The sequence below is a fragment of the Halobellus litoreus genome (assembly GCF_024464595.1).
GTDB lineage: Archaea > Halobacteriota > Halobacteria > Halobacteriales > Haloferacaceae > Haloquadratum > Haloquadratum litoreum.
On the sequence record NZ_JANHAW010000001.1, the window covers coordinates 902,854 to 926,854 of the forward strand.

Annotated in this window: 18 protein-coding genes and 2 tRNA genes; 14 read left to right on the forward strand and 6 right to left on the reverse strand. The window is 66.9% G+C overall.

Annotated elements, in window-relative coordinates:
- Positions 1-85 precede the first annotated feature (85 nt).
- Together carB and NO360_RS04640 are read left to right on the forward strand one after the other, a co-directional pair.
- Positions 86-3,331, forward strand: coding sequence for a carbamoyl-phosphate synthase large subunit (gene carB, locus NO360_RS04635; RefSeq protein WP_256306339.1), 3,246 nt, complete (start codon positions 86-88; stop codon positions 3,329-3,331).
- A 390-nt stretch (positions 3,332-3,721) separates the two neighbouring features.
- Positions 3,722-4,333: a DUF6149 family protein gene (locus NO360_RS04640; protein ID WP_256306340.1), complete on the forward strand. Its 612-nt coding sequence runs from the start codon at positions 3,722-3,724 to the stop codon at positions 4,331-4,333.
- Positions 4,334-4,395: 62 nt separating this feature from the next.
- On the opposite strand, the gene NO360_RS04645 is transcribed toward NO360_RS04640, so the two are convergent.
- Positions 4,396-5,796 (reverse strand): NAD(P)/FAD-dependent oxidoreductase, encoded by a 1,401-nt coding sequence (locus tag NO360_RS04645; protein WP_256306342.1) that lies wholly within the window; start codon positions 5,794-5,796, stop codon positions 4,396-4,398.
- Positions 5,797-5,936: 140 nt separating this feature from the next.
- On the opposite strand from NO360_RS04645, the gene NO360_RS04650 reads away from it, so the two are divergent.
- A complete protein-coding gene (locus NO360_RS04650; protein WP_256306344.1) occupies positions 5,937-6,812 on the forward strand; it encodes a homoserine kinase in 876 nt (291 codons plus the stop codon).
- A 90-nt stretch (positions 6,813-6,902) separates the two neighbouring features.
- Here the strand turns inward: NO360_RS04650 and pdxS are convergent, their stop codons facing one another.
- Positions 6,903-7,811: a pyridoxal 5'-phosphate synthase lyase subunit PdxS gene (gene pdxS, locus NO360_RS04655; RefSeq protein WP_256306346.1), complete on the reverse strand. Its 909-nt coding sequence runs from the start codon at positions 7,809-7,811 to the stop codon at positions 6,903-6,905.
- Positions 7,812-8,008: 197 nt separating this feature from the next.
- Here pdxS and NO360_RS04660 point away from each other — a divergent pair, with 197 nt between their 5' ends.
- From NO360_RS04660 to NO360_RS04705, 10 genes are all read left to right on the forward strand, one after another.
- Positions 8,009-8,776: a DUF1405 domain-containing protein gene (locus NO360_RS04660; RefSeq protein WP_256306347.1), complete on the forward strand. Its 768-nt coding sequence runs from the start codon at positions 8,009-8,011 to the stop codon at positions 8,774-8,776.
- A gap of 91 nt (positions 8,777-8,867) precedes the next feature.
- Positions 8,868-10,718, forward strand: coding sequence for an SLC13 family permease (locus tag NO360_RS04665; protein ID WP_256306348.1), 1,851 nt, complete (start codon positions 8,868-8,870; stop codon positions 10,716-10,718).
- A 157-nt stretch (positions 10,719-10,875) separates the two neighbouring features.
- Positions 10,876-11,229, forward strand: a complete 354-nt coding sequence (locus NO360_RS04670) for a hypothetical protein (protein WP_256306349.1) — start codon at positions 10,876-10,878, stop codon at positions 11,227-11,229.
- The gene (locus NO360_RS04675; RefSeq protein ID WP_256306350.1) at positions 11,216-12,700 is read left to right on the forward strand and encodes a molybdopterin-dependent oxidoreductase; all 1,485 of its coding nucleotides are present in this window, start codon (positions 11,216-11,218) and stop codon (positions 12,698-12,700) included. The genes NO360_RS04670 and NO360_RS04675 overlap by 14 nt, the downstream gene beginning before the upstream one ends.
- Positions 12,701-12,761: 61 nt before the next feature.
- Positions 12,762-13,076 (forward strand): ArsR/SmtB family transcription factor, encoded by a 315-nt coding sequence (locus tag NO360_RS04680; RefSeq protein ID WP_256306351.1) that lies wholly within the window; start codon positions 12,762-12,764, stop codon positions 13,074-13,076.
- 30 nt (positions 13,077-13,106) lie between these two features.
- Entirely contained in the window at positions 13,107-13,406 is a 300-nt protein-coding gene (locus NO360_RS04685) for a DUF8036 family membrane protein (protein WP_390282011.1), read from the forward strand.
- Between the two features lie 107 nt (positions 13,407-13,513).
- A tRNA-Pro gene (locus NO360_RS04690) sits at positions 13,514-13,586 on the forward strand.
- Positions 13,587-13,776: 190 nt separating this feature from the next.
- Positions 13,777-14,487: an HAD family hydrolase gene (locus tag NO360_RS04695; protein ID WP_256306353.1), complete on the forward strand. Its 711-nt coding sequence runs from the start codon at positions 13,777-13,779 to the stop codon at positions 14,485-14,487.
- Positions 14,487-15,548: a phosphotransferase family protein gene (locus NO360_RS04700; protein ID WP_256306354.1), complete on the forward strand. Its 1,062-nt coding sequence runs from the start codon at positions 14,487-14,489 to the stop codon at positions 15,546-15,548. The genes NO360_RS04695 and NO360_RS04700 overlap by 1 nt, the downstream gene beginning before the upstream one ends.
- Before the next feature lie 157 nt (positions 15,549-15,705).
- Positions 15,706-15,778 (forward strand) — tRNA-Pro (locus tag NO360_RS04705).
- Positions 15,779-15,927: 149 nt separating this feature from the next.
- Here NO360_RS04705 and NO360_RS18935 read toward each other — a convergent pair.
- Both NO360_RS18935 and NO360_RS04715 read right to left on the reverse strand, forming a co-directional pair.
- Positions 15,928-17,583, reverse strand: a complete 1,656-nt coding sequence (locus tag NO360_RS18935) for a histidine kinase N-terminal 7TM domain-containing protein (RefSeq protein WP_256306355.1) — start codon at positions 17,581-17,583, stop codon at positions 15,928-15,930.
- A gap of 92 nt (positions 17,584-17,675) precedes the next feature.
- Positions 17,676-18,476 carry a UbiA family prenyltransferase gene (locus NO360_RS04715; RefSeq protein ID WP_256306356.1) on the reverse strand — a complete coding sequence of 267 codons (801 nt, stop codon included), beginning with the start codon at positions 18,474-18,476 and terminating at the stop codon, positions 17,676-17,678.
- Positions 18,477-18,975: 499 nt separating this feature from the next.
- Between NO360_RS04715 and NO360_RS04720 the strand changes: the two genes are divergently transcribed.
- Positions 18,976-20,148, forward strand: coding sequence for a sensor histidine kinase (locus NO360_RS04720; protein WP_256306358.1), 1,173 nt, complete (start codon positions 18,976-18,978; stop codon positions 20,146-20,148).
- An 87-nt stretch (positions 20,149-20,235) separates the two neighbouring features.
- Here the strand turns inward: NO360_RS04720 and NO360_RS04725 are convergent, their stop codons facing one another.
- Positions 20,236-21,447 carry an MFS transporter gene (locus NO360_RS04725; protein WP_256306359.1) on the reverse strand — a complete coding sequence of 404 codons (1,212 nt, stop codon included), beginning with the start codon at positions 21,445-21,447 and terminating at the stop codon, positions 20,236-20,238.
- 80 nt (positions 21,448-21,527) lie between these two features.
- Positions 21,528-23,993 (reverse strand): hypothetical protein, encoded by a 2,466-nt coding sequence (locus NO360_RS04730; protein WP_345780183.1) that lies wholly within the window; start codon positions 23,991-23,993, stop codon positions 21,528-21,530.
- Positions 23,994-24,001: the final 8 nt, after the last annotated feature.

Sequence of the window (24,001 nt, forward strand, 5' to 3'; positions counted from 1 at the left end):
GAGAGCGTTACGAATTTCGAAACCGGGTTTCGTATCTCGTAGTAATTCGCCGGGCTTATTACGATGTGCGGACTTCTCCAGAGTGATGACTGACGAGGACACCTCGATAGACGGTGCGGCAGCGTCCGAAGACCGGACGATACTGCTCATCGGCAGCGGACCCATTCAGATCGGACAGGCGGCCGAGTTCGACTACTCCGGCGCGCAGGCCTGCCGAGCGCTCCAAGAGGAGGGGGCGCGAGTCGTCCTCGTCAACTCGAACCCGGCGACGATCATGACGGATCCGGAGATGGCCGACCGGGTGTACATCGAGCCCATCACGCCCGAAGCTATCTCGGAGATCATCCGCGAGGAGAAGCCCGACGGCGTCATCGCCGGCCTGGGCGGCCAGACGGGACTGAACGTCACGGCCGAACTCGCAGAGCAGGGCATCCTCGAGGAGTTCGACGTCGACATTATGGGCACGCCGCTGGACACCATCTACGCCACGGAGGACCGCGACCTCTTCCGCCAGCGGATGGAGAACATCGGCCAACCCGTCCCCGAATCGACGACCATCGTGCTCGACGACGACGAGGAGGTCCAGAGCCTGACCGAAGACGACCTCCGCGACCGCGTCGACGACGCCGTCGAGGCGGTCGGCGGCCTCCCCGTGATCGCGCGGACGACCTACACCCTCGGCGGATCGGGGTCGGGCGTCGTCCACGAATTCGAGGAACTGTACGAGCGGGTCCGCAAGGGCCTCCGCCTCTCGCGGAACAGCGAGGTGCTCATCACCGAGTCTATCTCGGGGTGGGTCGAACTCGAGTACGAGGTGATGCGCGACGCCGACGACTCCTGTATCATCATCTGCAACATGGAGAACATCGACCCGATGGGCATCCACACGGGCGAGTCCATCGTGGTCACGCCCTCGCAGGTCATTCCCGACGAGGGCCACCAAGAGATGCGCGACGCCGCGCTCGAAGTGATCCGGGAACTCGGCATCCAGGGCGGCTGTAACATCCAGTTCGCCTGGCACGACGACGGCACGCCCGGCGGCGAGTACCGCGTGGTCGAGGTGAATCCGCGCGTCTCCCGCTCCTCGGCGCTCGCCTCGAAGGCGACCGGCTACCCGATCGCCCGCGTGACCGCGAAGGTCGCACTCGGCAAGCGCCTCCACGAGATCGAGAACGAGATCACCGGCGAGACGACCGCGGCGTTCGAGCCCGCGATCGACTACGTCGTCACGAAGATCCCGCGGTGGCCCAAGGACAAGTTCGACGACGTCGACTTCACGCTCTCGACGGCGATGAAGTCCACGGGAGAAGCGATGGCCATCGGCCGGACGTTCGAGGAGTCGATGCTGAAGGCGATCCGCTCGACGGAGTACGAGCCCGCGACCGACGTCGAAGCGGTCTCCGACGAGGTGCTCGAAACGGAACTGCTCGAACGGCCAACACCTGACAGAACGTACGCCATCTTCGAGGCGTTCGACCGCGGCTACTCCGTCGAGGACGTCCAGGAACTGACCGGCATCAAGGAGTGGTACCTCGAACGCTACCAGCGCGTCTCGGAGGCGATGGACGCCGCCCAGGAGGGCGACTTCACGACCGCCGCGACCGCCGGCGTCACGAACGCCGAGATCGCGGCCTCGACGGGATCGACCGTCAGCGAGGTCGAGACCGACGTCCCCGGGCGCACGTACAAGCAGGTCGACACCTGCGCCGGCGAGTTCGCCGCCCAGACGCCCTATTATTACTCCTCGCGCAAGCCCGAGTTCTACACGGGCCCCTACGAGGGCGACGCCGCCGCGGGCGAACTCCGCGTCGACCGCGACGTCGAGAGCGTCGTCGTCGTCGGCGGCGGCCCGATCCGCATCGGCCAGGGCGTCGAGTTCGACTACTGCTCGGTCCACGCCGTGCAGGCGCTCCGGGAGATGGGCATCGACGCCCACGTCGTGAACAACAACCCCGAGACGGTCTCGACCGACTACGACACCTCCGACGGCCTGTTCTTCGAGCCAATCACCGCAGAAGAGGTCGCAGACGTCGTCGAGGCCGCAGACGCCGACGGCGTGATGGTCCAGTTCGGCGGCCAGACCTCGGTCAACATCGGCCACCCGCTGAAGTCCGAGATCGATCGTCGCGGCCTCGACTGCGAGATCCTCGGCACGAGCGTCGACGCGATGGACCTCGCGGAGGACCGCGACCGCTTCAACCGCCTGATGGACGACCTCGGTATCCTCCAACCCGAGGGCGGGTCCGCGACCAGCGAGCGGGAGGCGCTCGACCTCGCGAACGACATCGGGTACCCCGTGCTCGTCCGCCCGTCGTACGTCCTGGGCGGCCGCGCGATGCAGGTCGTCTACTCGGACGCGGAACTGAAGGAGTACATCGAGGAGGCCGTCCGCGTCTCCCCCGACAAGCCGATCCTCATCGATCAGTTCCTCGCCGACGCCATCGAACTGGACGTCGACGCCGTCTCCGACGGCGAGCGCGCCATCATCGGCGGCGTGATGGAACACGTCGAGAGCGCGGGCGTCCACTCCGGCGACTCCGCGTGTATGATCCCGCCGCGTTCGCTCGACGCCGACACGCTCGAACGCGTCCGCGAGGTCACCGAGGACATCGCGACCGCGCTGGACACGGTCGGCCTGCTGAACGTCCAGTTGGCCGTCAAGGACGGCGAGGTCTACGTCCTCGAAGCCAACCCGCGCTCCTCGCGGACGGTCCCGTTCGTCTCGAAGGCGACGGACGTCCCGATCGCGAAGCTCGCTGCGAAGGTGATGGCGGGCGAGACGCTCGACGATCTGGACGTCGACGAGAAGATCCCCGGCGACGTCAGCGTCAAGGAGGTCGTCCTGCCGTTCGACCGCCTGCCGGGGTCGGACCCGCGCCTCGGCCCGGAGATGAAATCGACGGGCGAGGTGATGGGCACCGCCTCGACCTTCGGGAAGGCTTACGACAAAGCCCAGGACGCGACGGGCAAGCCCATCCCCGAGTCGGGGACCGCGTGGGTCGACCTCTCCGCCGACGAGTTCCCCGACCCCGAAAGCGAGGACGGGACGGCGCTCGAAGCCGGCTACGACGCGCACTTCGACCTCGCGACGTTCGACGACGAGGAGGCCCTCGTCTCGGCGATCCGCGCCGGCGAGATCGATCTCGTCGTCTCCCGCGACCGCGACGCCCTCGAAGTCTGCGTCGAAGAGGAGATCACCTACTTCTCGACGACCGCGTCCGCGTTCGCGGCGCTGGAGGCCCTGGACTCGAAGGACGATCCGATCGACGTCGAGGCCGTCTCCGACCGCCCGCGCCGCGCCGAGCGGTGGGGCGCGCCCTCGGACGACTGAGGCGGTAGCAGTGGACCCTAAATAACGCGGTTTTCGACGTCTCGCCGTTTTCGCTACCGGACGTGAATTTATATACGAACCCGCGGCCAGTACCCCCGTGATCTGACGACGACCCTGCGTCGGGTCGCGGTTGCTCGGCACGTCGACGCGGGACGAGGATGACGGCGCTGCGAGGACGTCGTCGCGGGCGGTGTGCCGACTGTTCGCCCACGAGACAGCGTCGGCGTTACGATGCAGCACGCCTTCGGCAGGCGATGGCCCCGGAGAACTGCCGGGCGGGAATGGAAGCGCGGGGGCTTCCGAAGTGTTCCCAGTCGTGACGGACTTCGCCGATCAGCATCAGTAGTGAACGCGTGTCATTCAAGTTCGCCCGGTCCTAACGCCGATCCGATGAAACTCCGCCAGAACCTCCGCCACTTCGCGGCGAAGAAAGCGCTGACGATGCCGGTCGTCGGCGACATCGCGACGGACAAACTCGTCGACCTCCACGTCCGCGTGTTCGGCGAAAAGGCCGACCCAGAGCACCGCGAGGAGCGCGAACCCCATATGGCGGTGTTCTTCGAGCTGACGTTCGACACGTACGTCCGCGCGCTCGAAGAGGGGTTCACCGAGGCGGAGGCCCGCGAGATCACGCACATCCAGGCGAACTTCGACTTCTACAACCACGGCTGGACGGAGATGATGGAGTTCCCGGTCGAGGAACTCGAAGCGCACTACGAGCGCTACGAGGAGTTCTTCGAGCGCTACGACATCGACATCGCGAATCCGCTCGGCGACTTCCGCACGAAGGAGGTTCCGGACGCCCCGTCGACGCCGGAACGACTCGAAGACCCGGAGCACCCCCACGCCGCGGGCGGCTTCGCGGACGACGTCTACGTCGAGAGCGAGGACGGCGAGGTCCGCGTCGGCGGCCGCGAGGAGCCCGACGACGTCGACGTCGAGATCGCGCCGGGCCTCCAGGACGTCGACGCCGAGGGCGACGCGGACGAGACCGAGGCCTGAGCGTCGCGGCCGTCGCCCGCGGAGCGTCGCGATCGCCACTTCCTACCGCCGCGTCTCCCGCCTCACTCGTCGGAACCGAAGTCGAAGTCACTCTCAGCCGTTTCTCCGCCGGTATCCGCCGTCAGTGACGCGTCGATCCGGTCGGCCACCTCGTAGCCCGCGACGACGCCGCCGTTGAGCGATCGCTCCGGGTACTGCGCTTCCGAGGCCATTCCGGCGTAGTAGACGCCCGCGCCGACGGCCTCGTCGAGGTGGTACGGAACCACGAGGTCGAGGTAGCCGCGCTCGTAGATCGGCGCGGCGCGCGGGTTGCGCGCGATCCGGAACGCCGAGACCGCGGATCGATCGAACGCGGGGAACATCGACTCGATCTCTTCGAGCCACGTCTCCCGGACCTCGTCGTCGCCCATCCGCCACAGTTCCTCTTCGCTGTCCTGGACGTACGCAGCGACGTAGAGGAGGTGATCGCCGCCGTAGCGTTCCCGCTCGACGAAGTTCGTATGTTCGATGAGCGCGCCGAAGGGCGCGTCGTGCGCCACGTTCAGCCAGTAGGTGTCGAGCAGCGACTCCTCCATCGTGACGAGGCCGCAGACCGCCCCCTGGAAGTCGATGTCGCAGTGGAAGCCGGTCAGCGACTCCAGGACGTTCGGCATCGTCGCGACGACGGCGGCGTCGACGTCGTGCACGGTCCCGCCGCCGCTCTGGTGGGCCTCCGCGTCGTCCGAGTCGCCCGATTCGACCGTGAGCGACTGCACGCGTCCGTCCGCGACCGTGAGGTCCGTTACGGGCGCGTCGGTCGTGATGTTCTCCCGACCGACGGCGTCGACGAGGGCGTCGAGCAGGACGCCGAACCCGCCGTCGAAGTAGCCGAGGATCTCGCCGCGGAGCAGGTCCCGCTCCCCGCGGAACCGGACCCGGCCGAGGAACCAGGCCGCCGAGATGTCGTCCTTTCTGTCCCCGTACTTGCCGTCGAGGAGCGGATCGACGAAGTTCTCGTACACGCTCTTCGTCGTGTGTTCCTCGACGAACTCCCGGACCGTGACGTGCTCGTACTCCGAGAGGTCGTCGTAGGCGTCGAAGTCGGGGACGAGCTCGCGGACGTCGATTCCCTGGGTGAGCATCCCGAGCCGGAACTTGTCGTAGAGGCTCATATGCGGGTACGCGAGGATCTCCCACGGCGTGTCGAGCGGGTGGACGACGCCGTCGACGTAGTAGCCGTTGGTGCCGACGCGCCACTCGATCCGATCGCCGAGCCCCAGCTCGTCGGCGAGTTCGACGATCGTCTCCTCGGACTTCGAGAGGTGGTGATAGAACTGCTCGATGTCGTCGCCGCGCGTCTCGTAGGTGGCCGCGAGCCCGCCGAGTTGCGCTGCGGCCTCGAACACCTGCACGTCGTGCCCGTGCTGCTGCAACCGATAGGCGGTCGCGAGTCCCGCGATCCCGCCGCCGACGACGCCGATCATACGTCCCGTACTCGACTGGCCCGAAAGTGTGTTCCGTTCCGATCCTCCGGAGCGGTCCGCACCGCCCGGCCGCGCCGTCGGTCGGTCCGGTCGTTCCCTCGTTCGCTACCTTTTTACCCTCGTTGGGCAACCTGACGCGTATGCAGACGGTCAGGGCCCCGGCGACGAGCGCGAATCTCGGCAGCGGATTCGACGTCTTCGGCGTCGCCCTCGACCGCCCCACCGACGTCGTTCGCGTCGAGAAGGCCGATCGGACGACCATCGAGATGACCGGCGTCGGGAGCCAGTACATCCCCGAAGACCCCGAGAAGAACGTCGTCGGTGCGGTCGCAGCGGAACTCGACGCGCCGGCGCACATCAAGATCGACAAGGGCGTTCGGCCCTCCTCCGGACTCGGTTCCTCGGCCGCCAGCTCCGCCGGGGCGGCCGTCGCGTTGAATGCCCTCTACGATCGGGGACTCTCCCGCGAGGAACTCGTCCCCATCGCCGCCGAGGGCGAGGCGGTCGTTTCCGGCGAGGCCCACGCCGACAACGTCGCGCCGGCGCTTCTGGGTGGCTTCACGGTCGCCCGCGGCGACGCGGTCACCGCCGTCGACGCGTCGATCCCGCTCGTGGCCTGTCTCCCGGAAATCGCCGTCTCGACCCGTGACGCCCGGAGCGTCGTGCCCGCGTCGGCGTCGATGGAGGACGTCGTTCACACCGTCGGGTCGGCGGCGACACTCGCGGTGGGGATGTGCCGTGACGACCCCGAACTCGTCGGGTGCGGGATGGACGAGCGCGTCGTCACGCCGGCCCGCGCCGAACTCATCACGGGGTACGACGCCGTCCGCGAGGCCGCTCTCGACGCGGGCGCAGCGGGCGTCACCGTCTCCGGTGCGGGTCCAGCCGTCATCGCGCCGTGTCGGGAGTCGAACCGTCGCCACGTCGCCGCGGCGATGGTCGACGCCTTCGCCGAGGCCGGCGTCGAGTCCCGCGCGTACCAGACGCGGGTGAGTCAGGGCGCGACGTTGTACTGATTCTCGCCGTGCGCTCGGTGAGCGCGTACCGTAGGAAACGCGCTCGAAGGCGCGTGAAGGAAAAGAGCGTTCCGTCGGCGATTCGGCCGTTCAGACGCCGCGGCCCTGCAGTTTCTCCTCTTCGGGGAGGTCCGTGTTGGACTCGCCTTTCATCCCCGCTCCGAGGTTCGAGGCGATCGCGGCGAGTTCGTCGGGGTCGTCCCAGTTGTTGACGGCTTCCACGATGGCTTCGCCCATCACCGGCGGGTTCTCCGCGCCGAAGATGCCCGAGCCGACGAAGATGCCGTCGCACTCGTGGTGCATCATCAGCGCCGCGTCGGCGGGCGTCGCGATCCCGCCGGCGGCGAAGTTCACGACCGGCAGCCGACCCATCTCGGCGGTCTCGTGGACGAGGTCCGCGGGGGCCTCGTGCTCGCGAGCCCACTTCTCGCGCTCCTCGTGGGTCTTCCCCTCGAGTTCGCGGATCGCGCCCTTGATGTTCCGCTGGTGGTGGACGGCCTGATTCACGTCGCCGGTGCCCGCCTCGCCCTTCGTGCGGATCATCGCCGCGCCCTCGTCGATCCGGCGGAGCGCCTCGCCGAGGTTGCGCGCGCCGCAGACGAACGGCGCGGTGAAGTCGCGCTTGTCGATGTGGTACCGCTCGTCGGCGGGCGTGAGCACCTCGCTCTCGTCGATCATATCGACGCCGACCGACTGGAGGATTTCGGCCTCTTTCGTGTGGCCGATTCGGGACTTCCCCATCACCGGGATCGAGACGGAGTCGACGATCTCTTTGACGTCCGCGGGGTCGGCCATCCGCGCGACGCCGCCGCGCTTTCGGATGTCTGCGGGGACGGCTTCGAGCGCCATCACCGCGACCGCGCCGGCTTCTTCGGCGATCTTCGCCTGTTCGGCGTCGACGACGTCCATGATGACGCCGCCCTTCTGCATCTGTGCGAACCCGCGCTTGACGAGGTCGGTCCCGCGGCGGAGTTCGGACAGATCAGTCTCCTCGGACATACTATGGGGTTGCGGTCGAACGCACTTAAACCGTTTAGTCACGGCGTCGACGGGGCGTTCGGCGATCGTGAGCGGCCGATAGATTCATCTAAAATTAGTCCCGGATACCGACGGTCGACGGGCGTTGGCTCCGCCCGAAAGCTCCCCGCCGCTACCGGAACCGGCACCACTTTTTCGCCTGGATTCGAGCGTCGGGTATGGCCTCGTCCCGCGCGCCCGCTTCGGCGCTCTACGACCTCGTCTCCGGAGACGGACTCCCGGCCCCCGACGGCCTCCCGCGGTGGCTCGCGCCGCTGCCGACGTGGCTCGAAAACGTCGGGCTCCGGTTCGCCTGGGTCGTCGTCGCGATCAACCTCCTCGGGACCGCGTTCGGCTTCTGGTACTACGGGTTTCATCCCCTGCCGCTGTCGGACCCGCTCGTCACCTGGCAGTTCGCGGCCGAGCCGGTCGTGATGTGGCCGTTCGTCCCCGACAGCCCGATGGCGACGCTCTTCATCGCGCTGGCCTTCGCGAGTTGGAAGCTCGGTCGGACGAACGAGTACCTCGTCTCGCTGGCCTTTTTCGGCTGCTGGAAGCTCGGACTCTGGACACCGTACGTGCTCACGGTGTTCGCGGACGCCTTCCTGCAGACGACGTGGCTGCCGCTCTACGTCTTCCTGTTCGTGAGTCACCTCGCGATGGTCGTCCAAGCGTTCGTCCTTCACCGGATCTCGGACTTCCCGGTCCGCGCCGTCGCCGTCGCGCTCGCGTGGTACGGCCTCAACGACATCGTCGACTACTTCGTGCCGATCGTCGGCGACCCCCACCACACGTCGCTACCGCTGGCCGACGGCGTCGTGATCGGCGGGACGACGGTTCTGCAGATCGCCGCCGTCGGGGCGGTTCTCCTCACATTCGCCGCGACGTTCTTCGCGCTCGCGACGCGGGTGAAGAAACTGGAACTGCGTCTCGAAGCTGGCGAGTAACTCGGCCGCTGCCGACGACTGCGGCGCTCCGAAGCGGCACCGCGGGAGGGAACCCCACAGTATTTTGCGTCGCCGTCCCGACCGAGCGCGTGTGACACCGATATCGCCGGGAGTGGCGGTCGTCTTCCTCGTCGTCCTCTGCGCGCTCGTGCTCTTCGTGACCGAGCCGGTGCCCGTCGATGTCACCGCGATCGGCGTGATGGTGGCGCTGATGTTGATCCAACCGGCGTCGTCGATGCTCGCCGCGGCCGGGCTCCTCGCCGAACCGATCGTCGTCTTCGCGGACTACCCCGGCGACGCCCTCTCGGGGTTCTCGAGCGGGGCGACGCTGACGGTCCTAGCGATGTTCATCCTCAGCGACGGCGTCCAGCGGACGGGCGTGGTCCAGCGGCTCGGCGCGTGGATCGCCTCGTTCACCGGCGAGAGTCAGAACCGGCAGTTGAGTGCGACGATCGGGGTCGTCGCGCCGATCTCGGGCTTCATCAACAACACCGCGGCGGTCGCGATCCTCCTCCCGATGGTGACGGACCTCGCCGAGCGCGGCGGAACGTCCCCCTCGAAGCTCCTGCTCGCGCTCTCGTACGCGTCGATGTTCGGCGGGATGCTCACGCTCATCGGAACGTCGACGAACATCCTCGCCTCCGAGCTGTCGGGGCGGCTCATCGGCCGGACTTTCACGATGTTCGAGTTCACGCAACTCGGCATCGTCGTGAGCGTCGTCGGGACGGCCTATCTGCTGACGGTCGGTCGGTGGCTGACGCCGGAGCGGATCAAGCCCCGACAGGATCTCACCGAAGAGTTCGAGATGGCCGACTACCTGACGGAGGTCGTCGTCCGCGAGGACTCCCCGCTGGTCGGCCAGCAGGTCCGACGGGCGCTCGTCGAGACCGACTTCGACGTCGATCTGATCCAACTGATCCGCGGCGGCGAGGTGTTCCTCGAACCGCTCGGGCCGAAGGAGATCCACGCCGGCGACGTGTTCGCGCTGCGGACCGACCGCGACACCCTGGTCGAACTGCTCGACGTCGAGGGGCTGGATCCCGTCCCGACGGCGGTCGACGAGGCGGAACTGGAGGCCGGCGAGTCCCGACAGAACCTCGTCGAAATCGTCGTCGCGCCGGGGTCGTCGCTCGTCGGCGAGTCGCTCGCCTCCGCGAGCTTCCGCCAGCGGTACAACGCGACCGTACTGGCGTTGCGCCGCGGGAGAGAGCTCTTCCGCCGGCGGATGGACAACGTCGAACTCCGCGTCGGCGACACGCTGCTGGTGCAGGCGACCGCCGACAGCATCGAACGCCTCGACGCCAACCGCGACTTCATCGTCGCCCAAGAGATCGAGCGGCACGACTACCGCGAGTCGAAGACGCCGATCGCCGTCGGCATCGTGATTGCCGTCGTCGGCCTCGCAGCCCTCGACATCCTGCCGATCGTCGTCTCCGCGCTCGCCGGCGCGCTCGCGATGGTCGCGACGCGCTGTCTCCGGCCCGGAGAGCTCTACGAGTCGGTCCAGTGGGACGTGGTCTTCCTCCTCGCGGGCGTCATCCCGCTCGGGATCGCCCTGGAGAGCACCGGCGGGGCCGCGCTGCTGGCGGGGTTCGTCGTCGCGACCGGTGAGGTCCTGCCGCTCGTTGGCGTGCTGGCGACCTTCTACCTCCTCACCGCGCTCCTGACGAACGTGATCTCGAACAACGCCAGCGTCGTGCTGATGATCCCCGTCGCAGTCGAGGCCGCACAGGCGCTCGGCGCGAACGCCTTCTCGTTCGTCCTGGCGGTGACCTTCGCGGCGTCGACGGCGTTTATGACGCCCGTCGGCTACCAGACGAACCTGTTCGTCTACGGGCCGGGCGGCTACCGCTTCAGCGACTACATCCGCGTGGGCGGCCCACTTCAGCTCGTGTTCGCCGGAGTGACGACCGTCGGGATCGCCGCCATCTGGGGAATCTGATCGACGGGGACGGACCGAGGCCCGGGGCGGTCGTCCTCGCGGAACGAAGTTTGCATAGACTTTGGAGAGATGTGAGAGAGAAGTTGTCGGTAGCCGCAGAGAGTTTGTGTCAACTTTGAAAAACGTACTTTCGTCACCGGTGTCTGGAATCACGTGTATGGCTAATCACGAGGCGACACGGCGACGGATCGTCGGCGGGATCGGTGCCGCGGTAGCTGTCTCCCTCTCCGGGTGTTCGAGCATTCCCGGTTCTGGGGGTAGCGGTTCCGGTACCGACTCGATGGACGACGATTCGATGGACGAGAGCTCGTCAGACGGGGAATCGATGGACACGGAGACAATGGACGAGGGCTCGATGGGCACCGAAACGATGGATGACGACTCTATGGGCACCGAAACGATGGATGACAACTCTATGGGCACCGAAACGATGGATGACGACTCTATGGGCACCGAAACGATGAACGAGAGCACGACGAGCAACGAAACGATGACCGATGGTGGATCGTAAACTCCGGCTCGCCGGACTGGCAGGAGCCAGCGGCGTGGCCGGATCCTACGCGGTCGCCGGCTACACCCGCCAGTTCGTCGTCGCGCCGATCGACGCCGCGGTCGTCCGGGCGACGCCCGGACCCGTCGTCGCCTGGGCGATCACGAACGTCGGGACGGAGGCGCATCTCCTGCACGTCGCCCTCGCGACCGCCATCGCTATCGGAACGCTCGGCGGCGTCGGAGTCGGAGGATATCTGGTCTCACGGCGTCTGACGGGACGGCGTCAGTTCGCAGGCGGCGTCCTCGCCGGAGCGCTCGTGTGGGGGCTCACGACGGCACTCACCGCCGCCCCGCTGCTGGCGCTCGGGAGCGCGGTCCCCGTCGGACTCGTGACCGCGCTCGAAGCTGTCGTGGCACCCGCTCCCGAATCGGACGGCACCGACTCCGAACGACGGGCAGCGCTGTCCAGTATCGGAACGCTGCTGTTCGTCGGTGTCGCGGGCGGCCTCGGCTGGGCATCGTTGAGGGACTCGGAGCGATCGGCGGACGGACCGGACGAAGAAGCACAGTCTTTCGACGTGTCAGCGCTGCGTTCGCAGGCCGAATCACGCGAGCTGGACTTCACGAGCGAGGACCTCCCCGGTCTCGTCAGTCCGATCGGAGAGTTCTACAACGTCGACATCGCGGAGTTCGATCCCGACCTCCCGCCCGCGGACTGGACGCTCTCGTTCTCCGGCGAGGTCGATCGCGAACTGACAGTCTCCTTCGAGGAGATACAGGAACGGCCGACCGAACACCGGTTCGTCACGCTTCGCTGCGTCGGGGAGTCGCTGAACGGGGAGAAGCTCGACACGGCGATCTGGACGGGGACGCCGCTCAAACCCCTGCTCGACGAGGTCGATCCCGACGGTGCCTGTGGGTGTGCGATGCTTCGGGCCGAAGACGACTACTTCGTCCAGTTCCCGGTGGACGCGCTCGAAGACGGCTTCCTGGCGTGGGGGATGAACGGGAGACCGCTCCCGGACGCCCACGGTCACCCCGTGCGGGTGCTCGTCCCGGGTCACTGGGGCGAGACCAACGTCAAATGGCTCTCGGAGATCGAATTGCTCCGGGAGCCGGCGGACGGGTACTGGGAGAAGCGGGGATGGCACGGCACCGGTCCCGTCAACACCGTGGCGAAGCTCTGGGACGTGACGCATCTGGAGGACGGTCGAGTGGAGGTCGGGGGCCACGCCTACGCCGGAACGCGGGGGATCGAACGGGTCGAGGTCTCCACCGACGGCGGCGCGAGTTGGGAGACAGCCACCGTGTCCGAGCGGCTTCCCGGGGACGACGTGTGGCGGCAGTGGCGACACGTCTATCGGCCCGACGGCGCACACGAGGTCGTCGTTCGGGCGATCGACGGCGACGGGACTGTCCAACCCCGTGATCGCTCGGAGGCGTTCCCCAGCGGAGCAACGGGCTGGGTTTCGAGGGAGATCACGCCGTGATGCGCGGGTCGAGCACCGGGAGTACTTTACCACAATCGACTGAATACTCGGCCACGCTTCGATGGAGAAGGCACTGTGGTATCTGCTGGCGGGGACGCGAGGCGGAACGAACCGCGCCCACATCATCCGCCTGTTGGATACCCATCCCCACAACGCCAATCAACTCGCCCGCGAACTTGACGTCGATTACAACACTGTGCGCCACCACTTGGAGATGCTAATCGATCACGACGTCGTCGAATCGGGCGGCGAGGAGTACGGGGAGATGTACTTCCTCACCGACCGATTCGAACGGCACCGCGATGCGTTCCAGCGGATCATCGCGCAAGCGGACATCCCCGCCGGAGACGACGGCGACGACCACACCACCGAATGAGAGTTCACAATCACCGACCACGGAGGAACGATGGCTGAGATGACCCCGCTTCTGACGGCGGCGAGCGCCCTGTCCGTCCTGAACATCCTGCTGCTCCTGGTACTCAGTGTCGTCTGGGTGCGAAACTACCAGGCGTTCAAGACACCGTTGACGTTGGGACTGCTGGGGTTCGCGGTGGTGCTACTGATCGAGAATCTGGTGGCGCTCTCGTTTTTCTTCAGTATGGGAATGCTCTATACCGGCTCCCAGGCCGCCCAGCAGGCGGTGCTGGCGATGCGCGGATTGCAGCTGCTCGCGATCAGTTTCCTGACCGTCGTCTCGTTGCGTTGAGAACGCGGGTCCGTCGCGTCGGTGACGGGCGATTTCGTCTGCGGATCACAACCGTCGGGGGAACCGAACGAAATCCTTTACTCGACGACAGTCCGACGTGGAAGTCCGGGACCGTGGGTTAGCCTGGTATACTTCGGGCCTTGGGTGCCCGTGACCCCGGTTCGAATCCGGGCGGTCCCACTCTCGTGCGAGGAACGACGTGACGAGCCGAGAGTGGCAACCGTCCGGATTCGAATCAGGGAGTGGAGCGAAGCGGAACGACCGTGGTTCGAATCCGGGCGAGTCTCCTGTGGGGGACGGCGAGAGCCCCGAGTTCGTTCGTCGATCATTGCTCCAGTCCGCTTATTCTCGCAGCCGACCAAGAGATGGTATGAACGACATCGATGCCGTGCTCTTCGACCTCGACGGGACGCTCTGTCGGCACACGGGCGACGCGGACGCGGCGTATCGAGCGGCCTTCGAGCGAATCGACGCCGAGCTGTTCGGCGAGCCGGCGGATCTGTGGGCGGCGCTCGACGGACCGCCGGACCCCGACGACCGCGTCGGCTACCTCGGTGCGGGGCTCGCGCGGGTCGCCGCACAGCGCGGCCGCGGTGACGTCGACCCGGTCGAACTGGCCGAGGCGCTCGTCGAGCAACTCGACGAGATCGAGGTGGAGTTACTGCCGGGCGCGTCGGCCGCACTCGACGCGGCCACCGCGAGGGGTCCGACCGGGGTCGTCACCAACGGGCCGCGAGACCGGCAGGAGCGGAAGGTGCGGGCGCTCGGTCTGGACGACCGCGTCGACGCCGTCGTCTACGCCGGTGACCTCCCGCGACGAAAACCCCACGTCGGTCCGTTTCGCGAGGGGTTACGGGCGCTCGGCGTGTCGGCGGAGCGGGCTCTGTACGTCGGCGACTCGCTCGCGTACGACGTCGCGGGGGCACACAACGCCGGGATCCGGGTAGCCTGGATCCGCGGGGGCGCAGCGGGAGGTACCGAAGAGGACGACGGGGGACCCGATGGGGGATCCGGAGACTACCGTCCGGACCACGTCCTCGATGGAATCGGTGACCTTGCGGGGCTGCTGGAGGAGACGTGATGTACGGGGATCGGAGAGAGGGGGTCGCCGAGACGGCGGTGTCCTCGACGGCAACTGCTCCCTGGTTGCGGGCGGCCCTCGCGGCGGTACGACCGGACCGGTCGGTCACCGCCGTCGAACCGATCGGGGCAGGCGGGAGGCGGACGACGATGGCGATCCGCTTCGCGGACGCAACCCCGATCGTGGTCCATCGGACGGCCGACGCGACCGCGGCCGCGACGGAGGCCGCGTTGCTGTCCGCCGTGGACGCGGAGACCGCGGTCCCGGTCGCCGAACCGCTCGGTCACGGAACGGTGGGCGACCCGGACCCGCCGGTCGACTGCGGAAGCGGTGCGGAGGGCGACCAGGCGGGCAGTTGGCTCGCGACGCAGTTCGTGGCGGGTGAGGACCTCCACGGGCGATTCGTCGATCTCGATCCGAGAGGTAGGCGAAGGATCGCCGGCGACTTCGGCCGCTTCCTCGCGGAGCTACACGCGGGGTTTCGCTTCGGCGGATACGGTCCGATCGTCGCCCGCGGCGACGAGTTGCAGGCTGCGAGGCCGACGCGAGAGAGAGATCGCGCGGCTGCGTGGCGCGACTGGCTCCGCAGCCGGGGGCGTCAGAGCCTCGATCGACTACCGGGGTCGTTCGACGACGTCGCCGACGCGGGCCGAAAGCGGCTCGACGCCTGGACCGTGGAGAGACCGCCGGTACCGCGGCTCTTCCCCTGGGATCTCCGCCCGGGGAACACGCTCGTCGGCGACGGAGAAATCACCGCTATCGTCGACTGGGAAGCGCCACTGGCCGCCGGCGCGGCGCTGTCGGTGGCGAAAGCAGAGTACCTCCTCGCCGACTGGTACGTGCCAGCCGAGGCTGGGGCGTTGCGGCGAGCGTTCCGGACGGGATACAGCGAAGTCCGTCCGGTCCCGACCGTCGGAGCCGCCCATCGGATCGTCGCCGTCGCGGAGGCCGCCGTGGATTCGCACGGACGCGTGACGAATCCGCGGTACCCGCCGGTGGGCCGTAGCGACGCCGTGGCGTTTCATCGGCGTCACCTCGACGACGCGGCGCGAATGGAGTGAGGAGCCCACCGGAGACGCCGTCGAGACAGCGTCGACAACGGGTGACGACAGGGCTCGGCTCCGAGGAGACGGCAGAGCGACTCGCGGCCGATGCCGAGACGGCTGGCGACGCGTCGAACGAAACGCTTTAGCGGTGCATCCGGATACGTATACCTACGGGACCGTGGGTTAGCCTGGTATACTTCGGGCCTTGGGTGCCCGTGACCCCGGTTCGAATCCGGGCGGTCCCACTCTTTGTGCGAGGAACGGAGTGACGAGCCGAGAGTGGGAACCGTCCGGATTCGGATCAGGGAGTGAAGCGGAGCGGAACGACCGTGGTTCGAATCCGGGCGGTCCCATCTTCGACGAAGTCGACGTGGGAACACGAGGACGAGCGGAGTTACGATTCGCCCGTCGGGACTGTGATCTCAACCACGGTACCAGTCGGATCCGTCCCGCTGAACTGGACCCTTCCCCCGAGGAGGTCCGCGCCCCACTTGATTATCCAGAGCCCGATTCCGCTCCCGTGCTTGAGTGAGGATTCGGCCCCTTCCGAGATCACGGACAGTTCGTAGTCGGAGATTCCCGGCCCGTTGTCCCGGATTTCGACCGTGATGAGATCGTCCGTGACGCTGGCGGTGATTTCGATACGGGGGTCGTCACCGTCGTTGTGCTCGGCGGCGTTTTCGATCGCGTTCAGGAGCACCGCATCGAGGAGACTATTGACCGTCGCGTCTCGATCGGCGCGCTGGTATTCGACTGTCGCGTGCGGGAACCGCGATCTGGCTTCGGTGACGCACTCTTCGACTATCGCGTGCACCGACTTGAAATCGGACTGTTCGCGGGCGCGGCTGAAGAGCCGGATCGCCTCGCGTCCTTTCTGTCCCAGTTCATCGATCCGCAGCGCGCTCTGCTTCATGCGCCTGGCGTCCTCGTCGGACAGCCCGTCGGCGTATCCGAGTATCAGGTTCGTTTCCGTTTTGATGTTGTGACGGAGGACGCGGTTGAGAACCTCGAGGCGCTGCTCCTGTCGCAGGAACTCGGTGACGTCCTGGAACGCCACCACATACCCGATCGCCTTCCCTCGCTCGGAGGTGATCTCGGTGACCTCGATCTCGAAGTCACGGTTCCCGGAGGGGGTCTCGATCGTGAGGAAGTCATCGAGCGAACCGGACGCCGGGAATGCCTCGTAGTCGGGGATCACCTCCGGTGCGGACGAGCCGAGCAGTTCCGCTCTCGTCACCTGGAGTATCTCCAGCGCCGGTTCGTTGATGTCGATGATGTTATCACTGATGTCGAGCACGATCACCCCCTCCTGAACGCCGTCGAACACCAGCTCTCGGGCCCTGTTGTTCGGTGCCGGATTCGTCCGCAACAGCTCAAAATGTCGGATCGAAAATAGGTAAATGACCCCGGAAAGCGAGAATGCGATCGGCGTCGGATCGATGGGTGTATTGAGGGTGTTCGTGAGGTAGCCCAGATTTGTGACCCAGGGGACGACGAGCGCGCCGATGAGAGCGTAGGCCTGTTTCCGAAACGTAAACATCCGGCTCAAGACCAGATCAAGCAACAGGACGCCTCCGGCCGCACCCAGCAGATACGTATAGATCGCGACGATCCAGAACCAGACACCGCCGTTTTCGTTTTGAATGATGCCGGCGTCAGTGGAACCGGCGATACCGATTTGCAGCAGTTCCTGACGCGGTCCGAGTGCGACGATGATTACTGTCACGACCGGAACGGCAGCGAGAGCCGCCACGTATCGTGGGTTCAAAAACCGGTCGCGCCCGGTGTACGCCAGCGCGAAGAGAATCCATCCGAGCGGGACTGCCACGACGCCGATCCACATAACGTGCATCCAGAGTAGCTTCGCCTCGATCGAAGACGCCTGGAGTCGAAAGATGAGCGAAATCGACCAGCCGACCTGCCCACTCAACAAGAGGACGAGGGCTCTCGCTCCCGGCTTCGACCCCTCTCTCCACGCCAGGATTGCCGAGGCGGAGCCAAGGACGACGGATATGAGTAGCGAGAGGAGGAGTGGGAGTGAATCCGGCACACGCTCTCAATTTCCCTCTACGTATACGAAACTTCTGTCAGTTGAGGTATAATTGTTCGGTAGTGGCTCCCGAAAAAATATTTCGCAGGCGTCTAGAGGAACACGGCAAGGAGTAATCCGCCGGCGACGAAAACGTGGTTCATTTCGCCGAGGAACTCCAGTCGGCGGTAGTCGTCGCTGCGCCCGACGCGACTATTCAGGAGGACTGCGAGCGCTCGTCCGGCCAGGAGGACCACAGCGACGAGCGCGGGCAAGTAGCCGCCGACGAACGCCCCGACGACGACGAGTACCGAGAGGATATTGATCACGTACAACAGGTGCCGCGTCCGTCGGACGCCGACGACTGTCGGGAACGTCGCGACGTCGTTGCGGGCATCGTCGTCGACGTCGCGGACGTTCGGAATCTCCGTATTGACGAAGATATCGAAGAAGAAGTAGACAGCGAGGACCAAGGCGACGGGGGTGACGGTGGCTCCGGCGAACACGATCGGCAACAGGACCATTGCCGTCGCCCACGCCAGCGCCACGAGAGTGGAATTGAGGACGAAGACCGTCTTCAGGCGTTTGATCGGTGCACGCGAGCTTTCGGGCAGCTCGACCGCGTACACCACCCAGGTCGCGCCGGGTATCAAGGTGATCGCGAGGGCGAGCGGACCGTTGAGCGTCGAGATCGCGACCGCGAGCCCGTACGCTGCTGCAGACGTTATCGAAAGTAGACGCCTGTGCCGACCGATGAAGGCACTTCGAGCGGATGTCGCATCCGGTTCGTATTTCGTATCGCTGATTCTATCGCCGACGTAGACGCTGTAGGCGACCAGCCCGACGACGACCGGCGCCAGGGTTGGCGAAAGCGAAAGGATCACCATCGTGATGAGCGTGCCAGCGACACCCATCCCGACGATGTCGAGCTGTGTGAAGACGGTTATCTGTTTTATTCGTTGCCATATGCCACTGTACAACCGGAAGTCGCGCCGAATTCCGGGGGAGGTCCCACCGGAATTAATCGGTGATTCTGACGTTTCACTTGACATAACTTCGAGGTGGCGATCCGAGAGAACGCACGCGGCGGTTCCTCGGACCCCACGTGTGACATAACTCTACCTGATAATAAATTTCAACTGAAAATATCTGTTTTCAGATGGGTGAACGGAGTCTCTGTGTCGTGTGGGCATTCCCGGCGATTCGCCCATCGGAGTCGCGGTCACGAGCGAAGCGAGTCCTCGACGGCTCCACGTCTGTCAGACCACGCAGCGAGCACCGCATAGCGTGCGAACGGCGTGCGGCTGTGTCGCCGGGAGCGGTCACTCCCGTCGATCCCCGACCAATCGGGAAAATCTTAGATCTGATTTCCGGTCAAAAAGCCTAAACGACTGCCCTTCGACTGCGACATAAATGTCTCTCTCAGACGAAAATCGATCGGCCGGTGGGAGAGCCCTGTCTGAGGGAGAAGCGCTCCGTCGGATGTACCGCATCACCGCGGACCACGGGCGAGGCTTCGAGGAGAAACTCGTCGAACTGCTGACGCTCGGACGGACGTTTCTGGGCGTCGAGGCCGGGTTTCTAACCAACATCGCCGACGGCACACAGGAGATCATCGAAGCCAGCGGCGAGCACGAGAAATTGCAGGCGGGTCAGACGTGCCCGTTATCCAGGGCGTATTGCCGGAAGGCCGTCAAGCGGGAGAACGCGCTGACGGTGCAGCACGCCGAACTCGAAGGCTGGGAGCGAGACGCGGCGTACGAGGAGTTCGGTCTCGAATCCTACATCGGGACGAAAGTCGTCGTCGACGGGGAGGTGTACGGCACGTTCTGTTTCGCCGATTCGGAGCCGCGCTCGCGGGCGTTCACCGAGGGCGAAGAGACGTTCGTCGAACTGATGGCCGAGTGGGTGAGCTACGAGCTGTTCCAACAGCAGGCGACCGAGCGAATCGAAGAGCAGCGCGATCAGCTCGAGAAGTTCGCCAGCGTGGTGTCGCACGACCTCCGGAACCCGCTCGGCGTCGTCCAGGGGTATCTCGACCTGGCGGCGGAGACGGGCGATCCGGAGCACTTCGATCGGTGTCGGGACGCGCTCGATCGGATGGACACGTTGATCGACGACCTCCTGACGCTCGCTCGCGAGGGCGACACCATCGCGGAGACGGAGTCGGTCGAACTGTCGGCGCTGGTCACCGAGTGCTGGTCCTACGTGACCGCCGCAGACGCGACGCTCGACGTGGAGACCGACCTGGAGATCCGAGGCGACCGGAACCGACTGCAACAGCTGTTCGAGAACCTGTTCCGGAACGCCACCGAGCACGGCGGGGACGACGTGACCGTTCGGGTCGGCACGCTGCGAGGCGGGACGGGCATCTACGTCGAAGACGACGGGCCCGGAATTCCGGAGCCCGACCGAACGGAGGTGTTCGAGGACGGGTACTCGACCGAGGAGGACGGAACCGGATTCGGGCTCTCGATCGTCAAGCAGGTGACGGACGCGCACGGCTGGGACGTAGCCGTGACCGACGGCACCGACGGCGGTGCGCGGTTCGAGATGACCGGCCTGGACCGAGTTGGCGAGGTCTGACGGATTCGTTGCGGCGGGCGGCGGACCCGATCGCGCGCTGCCGGTTCTGTGAGTGACGGCGAACGGCTCGGCGAGGCTCGTAGTCAGTCACGCTCTCGAACGTTCGGGAAGCCGAAGCGTGAGGATGATCACGACGACGAGCACCGCCGCCAGCAACACGTATCCCTCGTCGAAGTAGCCGCGGTCGGCGAGCGCCCCGAAGACGACCGGTCCCAGTGCGCCGAGCGTCGCCGTCGTCGTCCGAACGACCCCGAGTCCGGTGCCCTGTACCTCGTCGGGGATCGCGTCCGAGAAGAACGACTGCGTGATCGTCCCCGACCCGAGCATCGTACTCACCAGCGCAGTCACCCCCACGAGCGGCCAGAAGCCGTCGACGAACGGGAGGAGTGTGAGGCCGACGACGGGACCGACGAGCACCACGGCCAGGGCCCGGCGCAGCCCGATCCGGTCGTAGGCGGCACCGGCCAGCGGCTTGACGAGCACGCCGAAAGCGAAGAAGACGCTGAACAGGATGCCGGCGAGCGAGGAGGACAGCCCCTTCCGTTCGACGAGGTACGTCGGATAGAGGCCGGTGAACGACTGCCAGATCAGGATGTAGAGAAAGAGGATGAACGCGACGAAGACGAGGTTCGATCGGCGGAGCTTCCCGATGACGGACGAGGCACTCTCCGCGGACAGGGAGTCGACCGGACTCCCGGTCGAGGGTTGGACGGGAAGCGTCACCCAGAGGACGACCGCGACGACGACGAGGAGCGGGGCGATGAATCCGAGGCCGAGTTGCCACGCGACGGCCGCGGCGATCGCGCCGCCGATCGGCGGAAAGACGGTCTGCCCGAGGTCGCCCGTCGCCATCGTCACGCCGAGGGCGCTGCCGATGCGGTCGGGGTAGATCTTCGAGAGGATCGTGATCCGCGCGATCGGGTACAGCGACTGGCCGAGGCCGACGAGGCCAGTGGCGGCGAACAGGACGAGCGGCGTCGACGCCGTGACGACGAAGACGAGGGCGACGGCGACGACGAGCGCGCCCGCGACCATCACGGCGCGCTCGCTGTAGCGGTCGGCGAGGATGCCGCCGGGGAGTTGTCCGAGCGCCGATCCCAGCCAGAGCACCGTCACCAGCAGGCCGCCGACGGTGAGCGAGAGGTCGAACGACGACCGGAGGTAGGGCAGCAGGACCGGGTACACCATCCGGGTCCCGAGCAGGACGCCCCACCCGCCCGCGATGGCGACGAGGAGCGGTCCCTTCCCCTCGGCCCACAGTTCCGTCGCTTCCCGTTGGATTGCGTGGGCGACTCCCATTCGAGAACTCAGTGTCGGATGCACTCCCAGTTCGACAATAACTGTTTATATCCGCGCGCCGGGACCGATTCCGGCCCCGCTCAGAGCTTCTCGGCGTTTCGCGCCTGTTCGGCCCGTCGGGTCGCTTCCTCGACGCGCGTTTGGACGGCCCGTTCGAGCGGATCGGGCAGGTCCGCCGCCGCCTGGGTGACCAGTTCGACGACCCGTTCGAGCCCGGTCGCGACGGCCGCGAGCTGCTGGTCCGCGTTCGCTCGCTCACCGGCACGGGCGTTCTCGGCCGCACGCTCCGCCGCGGTGACGATCGCGTCCAGCGCGCGTACCAGCCCCCGAAGGGCGTTCTCACGCCCGGCGAGAGCGTCTTCGCCCCTCCCGCCGGTCGATCCGCCCGCATCAGCCGCATCGAGCAGCGCCGCCAGCTCCGCGCTCGTCTCGCCGGCGATCGACGCGAGGAACGACGCGAGCGACGCCTTTCCGGTCTCGGGGCTGTCGATCCGGATCGGCGCGGGCGTCTCGGGAGCGTCGTCGTCCCCGCCGTCGGTCCCGGGGTCCGGGTTCACCCGGAACGCGCCGACCGCACCGTCGGCGTCTCGGACCTCGGTCGTGTACGCGCCACCGCGGTGGACGTACACCGCGTCGGAGCCGTCCAGCGACGACTCGTACAGCCGACCGGCGAAGTCGTCCTCGACCGCGAGACTCGTGAGTTCCGCCTCGGTCCCGTCGGCGTCGACCTCCAGCTTCCGGGCGTTCTCGCGGGCGACGAGCGGAATCTCTCCGCCGGTACCGGCTGCGGTCACGCGCTGTGCGGCCCGGGCCGAGTCGGTGTCCGAGCCGGGGTCTGCGTCCGCGCCGGAGTCGGCGTCCTCAGCGGCCGTGACCGACTCGGTATCGGCACCCCCGGACTCGGTGTCGACCGTCGCGGATTCGGCGGTGGCCGTCGCGGACTCCGGATCGCTCGCCCCAGAGGCTGTCGCGGCGTCAGTCGCTGTCTCGGTCGCGGCTGCCCCCGTCTCGGTCGCTGTCGTCGCAGTCGCCGTCGAGGCGTCGTTCCCCTCGCCGCCGACGGACAGCCGCTCGCTGTAGGGGGCTCGTCCGGCGGCGTTGACCGTGAGCCGGTGGTCGCCCGCGGCGACGTCGTGGACCGCCGCGACGCCGCCGAACGTGGGAACGGCGGCCGGGTCGCTCTCCAGCAACGCGACGGCCTCGACGGTCGGTTCCCGCGTCGTCAACCCCTCGCCGTCGGGGGCATCGTCGCTCGCGACCGCTTCCGTCACCGCGGCTACGACGGTGTTGATCGGGGCGGCGTCGCCGATGGCGTCGTAGCGCTCGGCCAGCGACGCCCGGTGGTTCGGGTCGGTGATGTCGGCCGCGGGGTTTTCGTACCGCGGTTGGTTCCACGGTTCGCCCGTCGTCGTGAGGTGTCCCGCGATGGCGTCTTCCCCGACCTCCGGAACGGCGAACTCGAAGCTCAGTTGCGGCCCGGTGAACGCCGTGATGTGTTCGAGTTCCGCCGCGGGAACGAGTTCGTACGCGTGCTCGGTCGCGCCGTCGACCGATGTCGCGACGCCGGACGACGGGTCGTCGTTCTCGGCGCTCGTGTCGCCAGCGGTCGGATCGTCGCTCTCGCTGTCCCCGCGGGCCTCGTGGCGGAACACCACTCCGGTCGATCGATCCGGAAGGTCCCCGGGCGGCGACGAGAGCGACTCGGCGGACCGCACCGTCAGGTCCTCGTCGACGAGCGACTCCCGGTCGACGTTCGGCAGTCGCTCGTGCTCGTAGACCGGCACGCCCTCGTACTCGGGGACGACGTAGGGGAGGCGCGCCCCCTCGTCCCGGGGCAGTCCGTAGGCCAGCGGGACCTCCGAGAGCGCCTCGACGCTCTCGATGGCGGAGTTGGTGATGTCGGCGAGGAGGTCCGCACCCGGGAGCCGCTGGAACTGGTCCGGTTCGTCGTTGACCGAGAGCGCGCTGGAGTGCGAGCCGAGTTCCGAGAGGATCCGCGGGACCATCTCGGGGTCCGGGTCCAGGAACTCGTTGTTCGGGACGCGGCGGGAGTGGGAACTGGCGACGTACAGCTGCGGCCGGTCGGTCTCGGTGTCGACGAAGACGTGCAGCACCTCCCAGTCGTGCCAGTGAAAGTTGGTGGTGAACTGATCGAACGCGGAGTACAGCCAGAACTGGACGACCGCGAGCGGGGAGTCGTCGTACTCGACGGCGTTGTAGAACACCGTCGGGTTCGGCGGCCCCTCGGAGTCGGCGTCGCGGGCGTGGTAGCCGTCGAGGGCGTCGAAGCCGTCGACGACGGTGTCGCCGTCGCGTTCGCTCTCGTAGGGGCGCGGGTCGGTGGGGAGCCACGGCTCCGCGGCGTCGAAGTACAGCGTCGGGGCGAATCGCGTGGCGAGTTCCTCGGCGCGGCTCGGTTCGGTCTCGGTGGTCGTCCCGTCCGGCTCCCGCTGGCCGAACGAACAGCCCGCGAGCGTGCCGGCACCGGCGCTGGCGAGCGTCGCGAGGAGCGTCCGGCGGTCCAGGGTTCGCGTTTCGGGGTCGATCACGATGG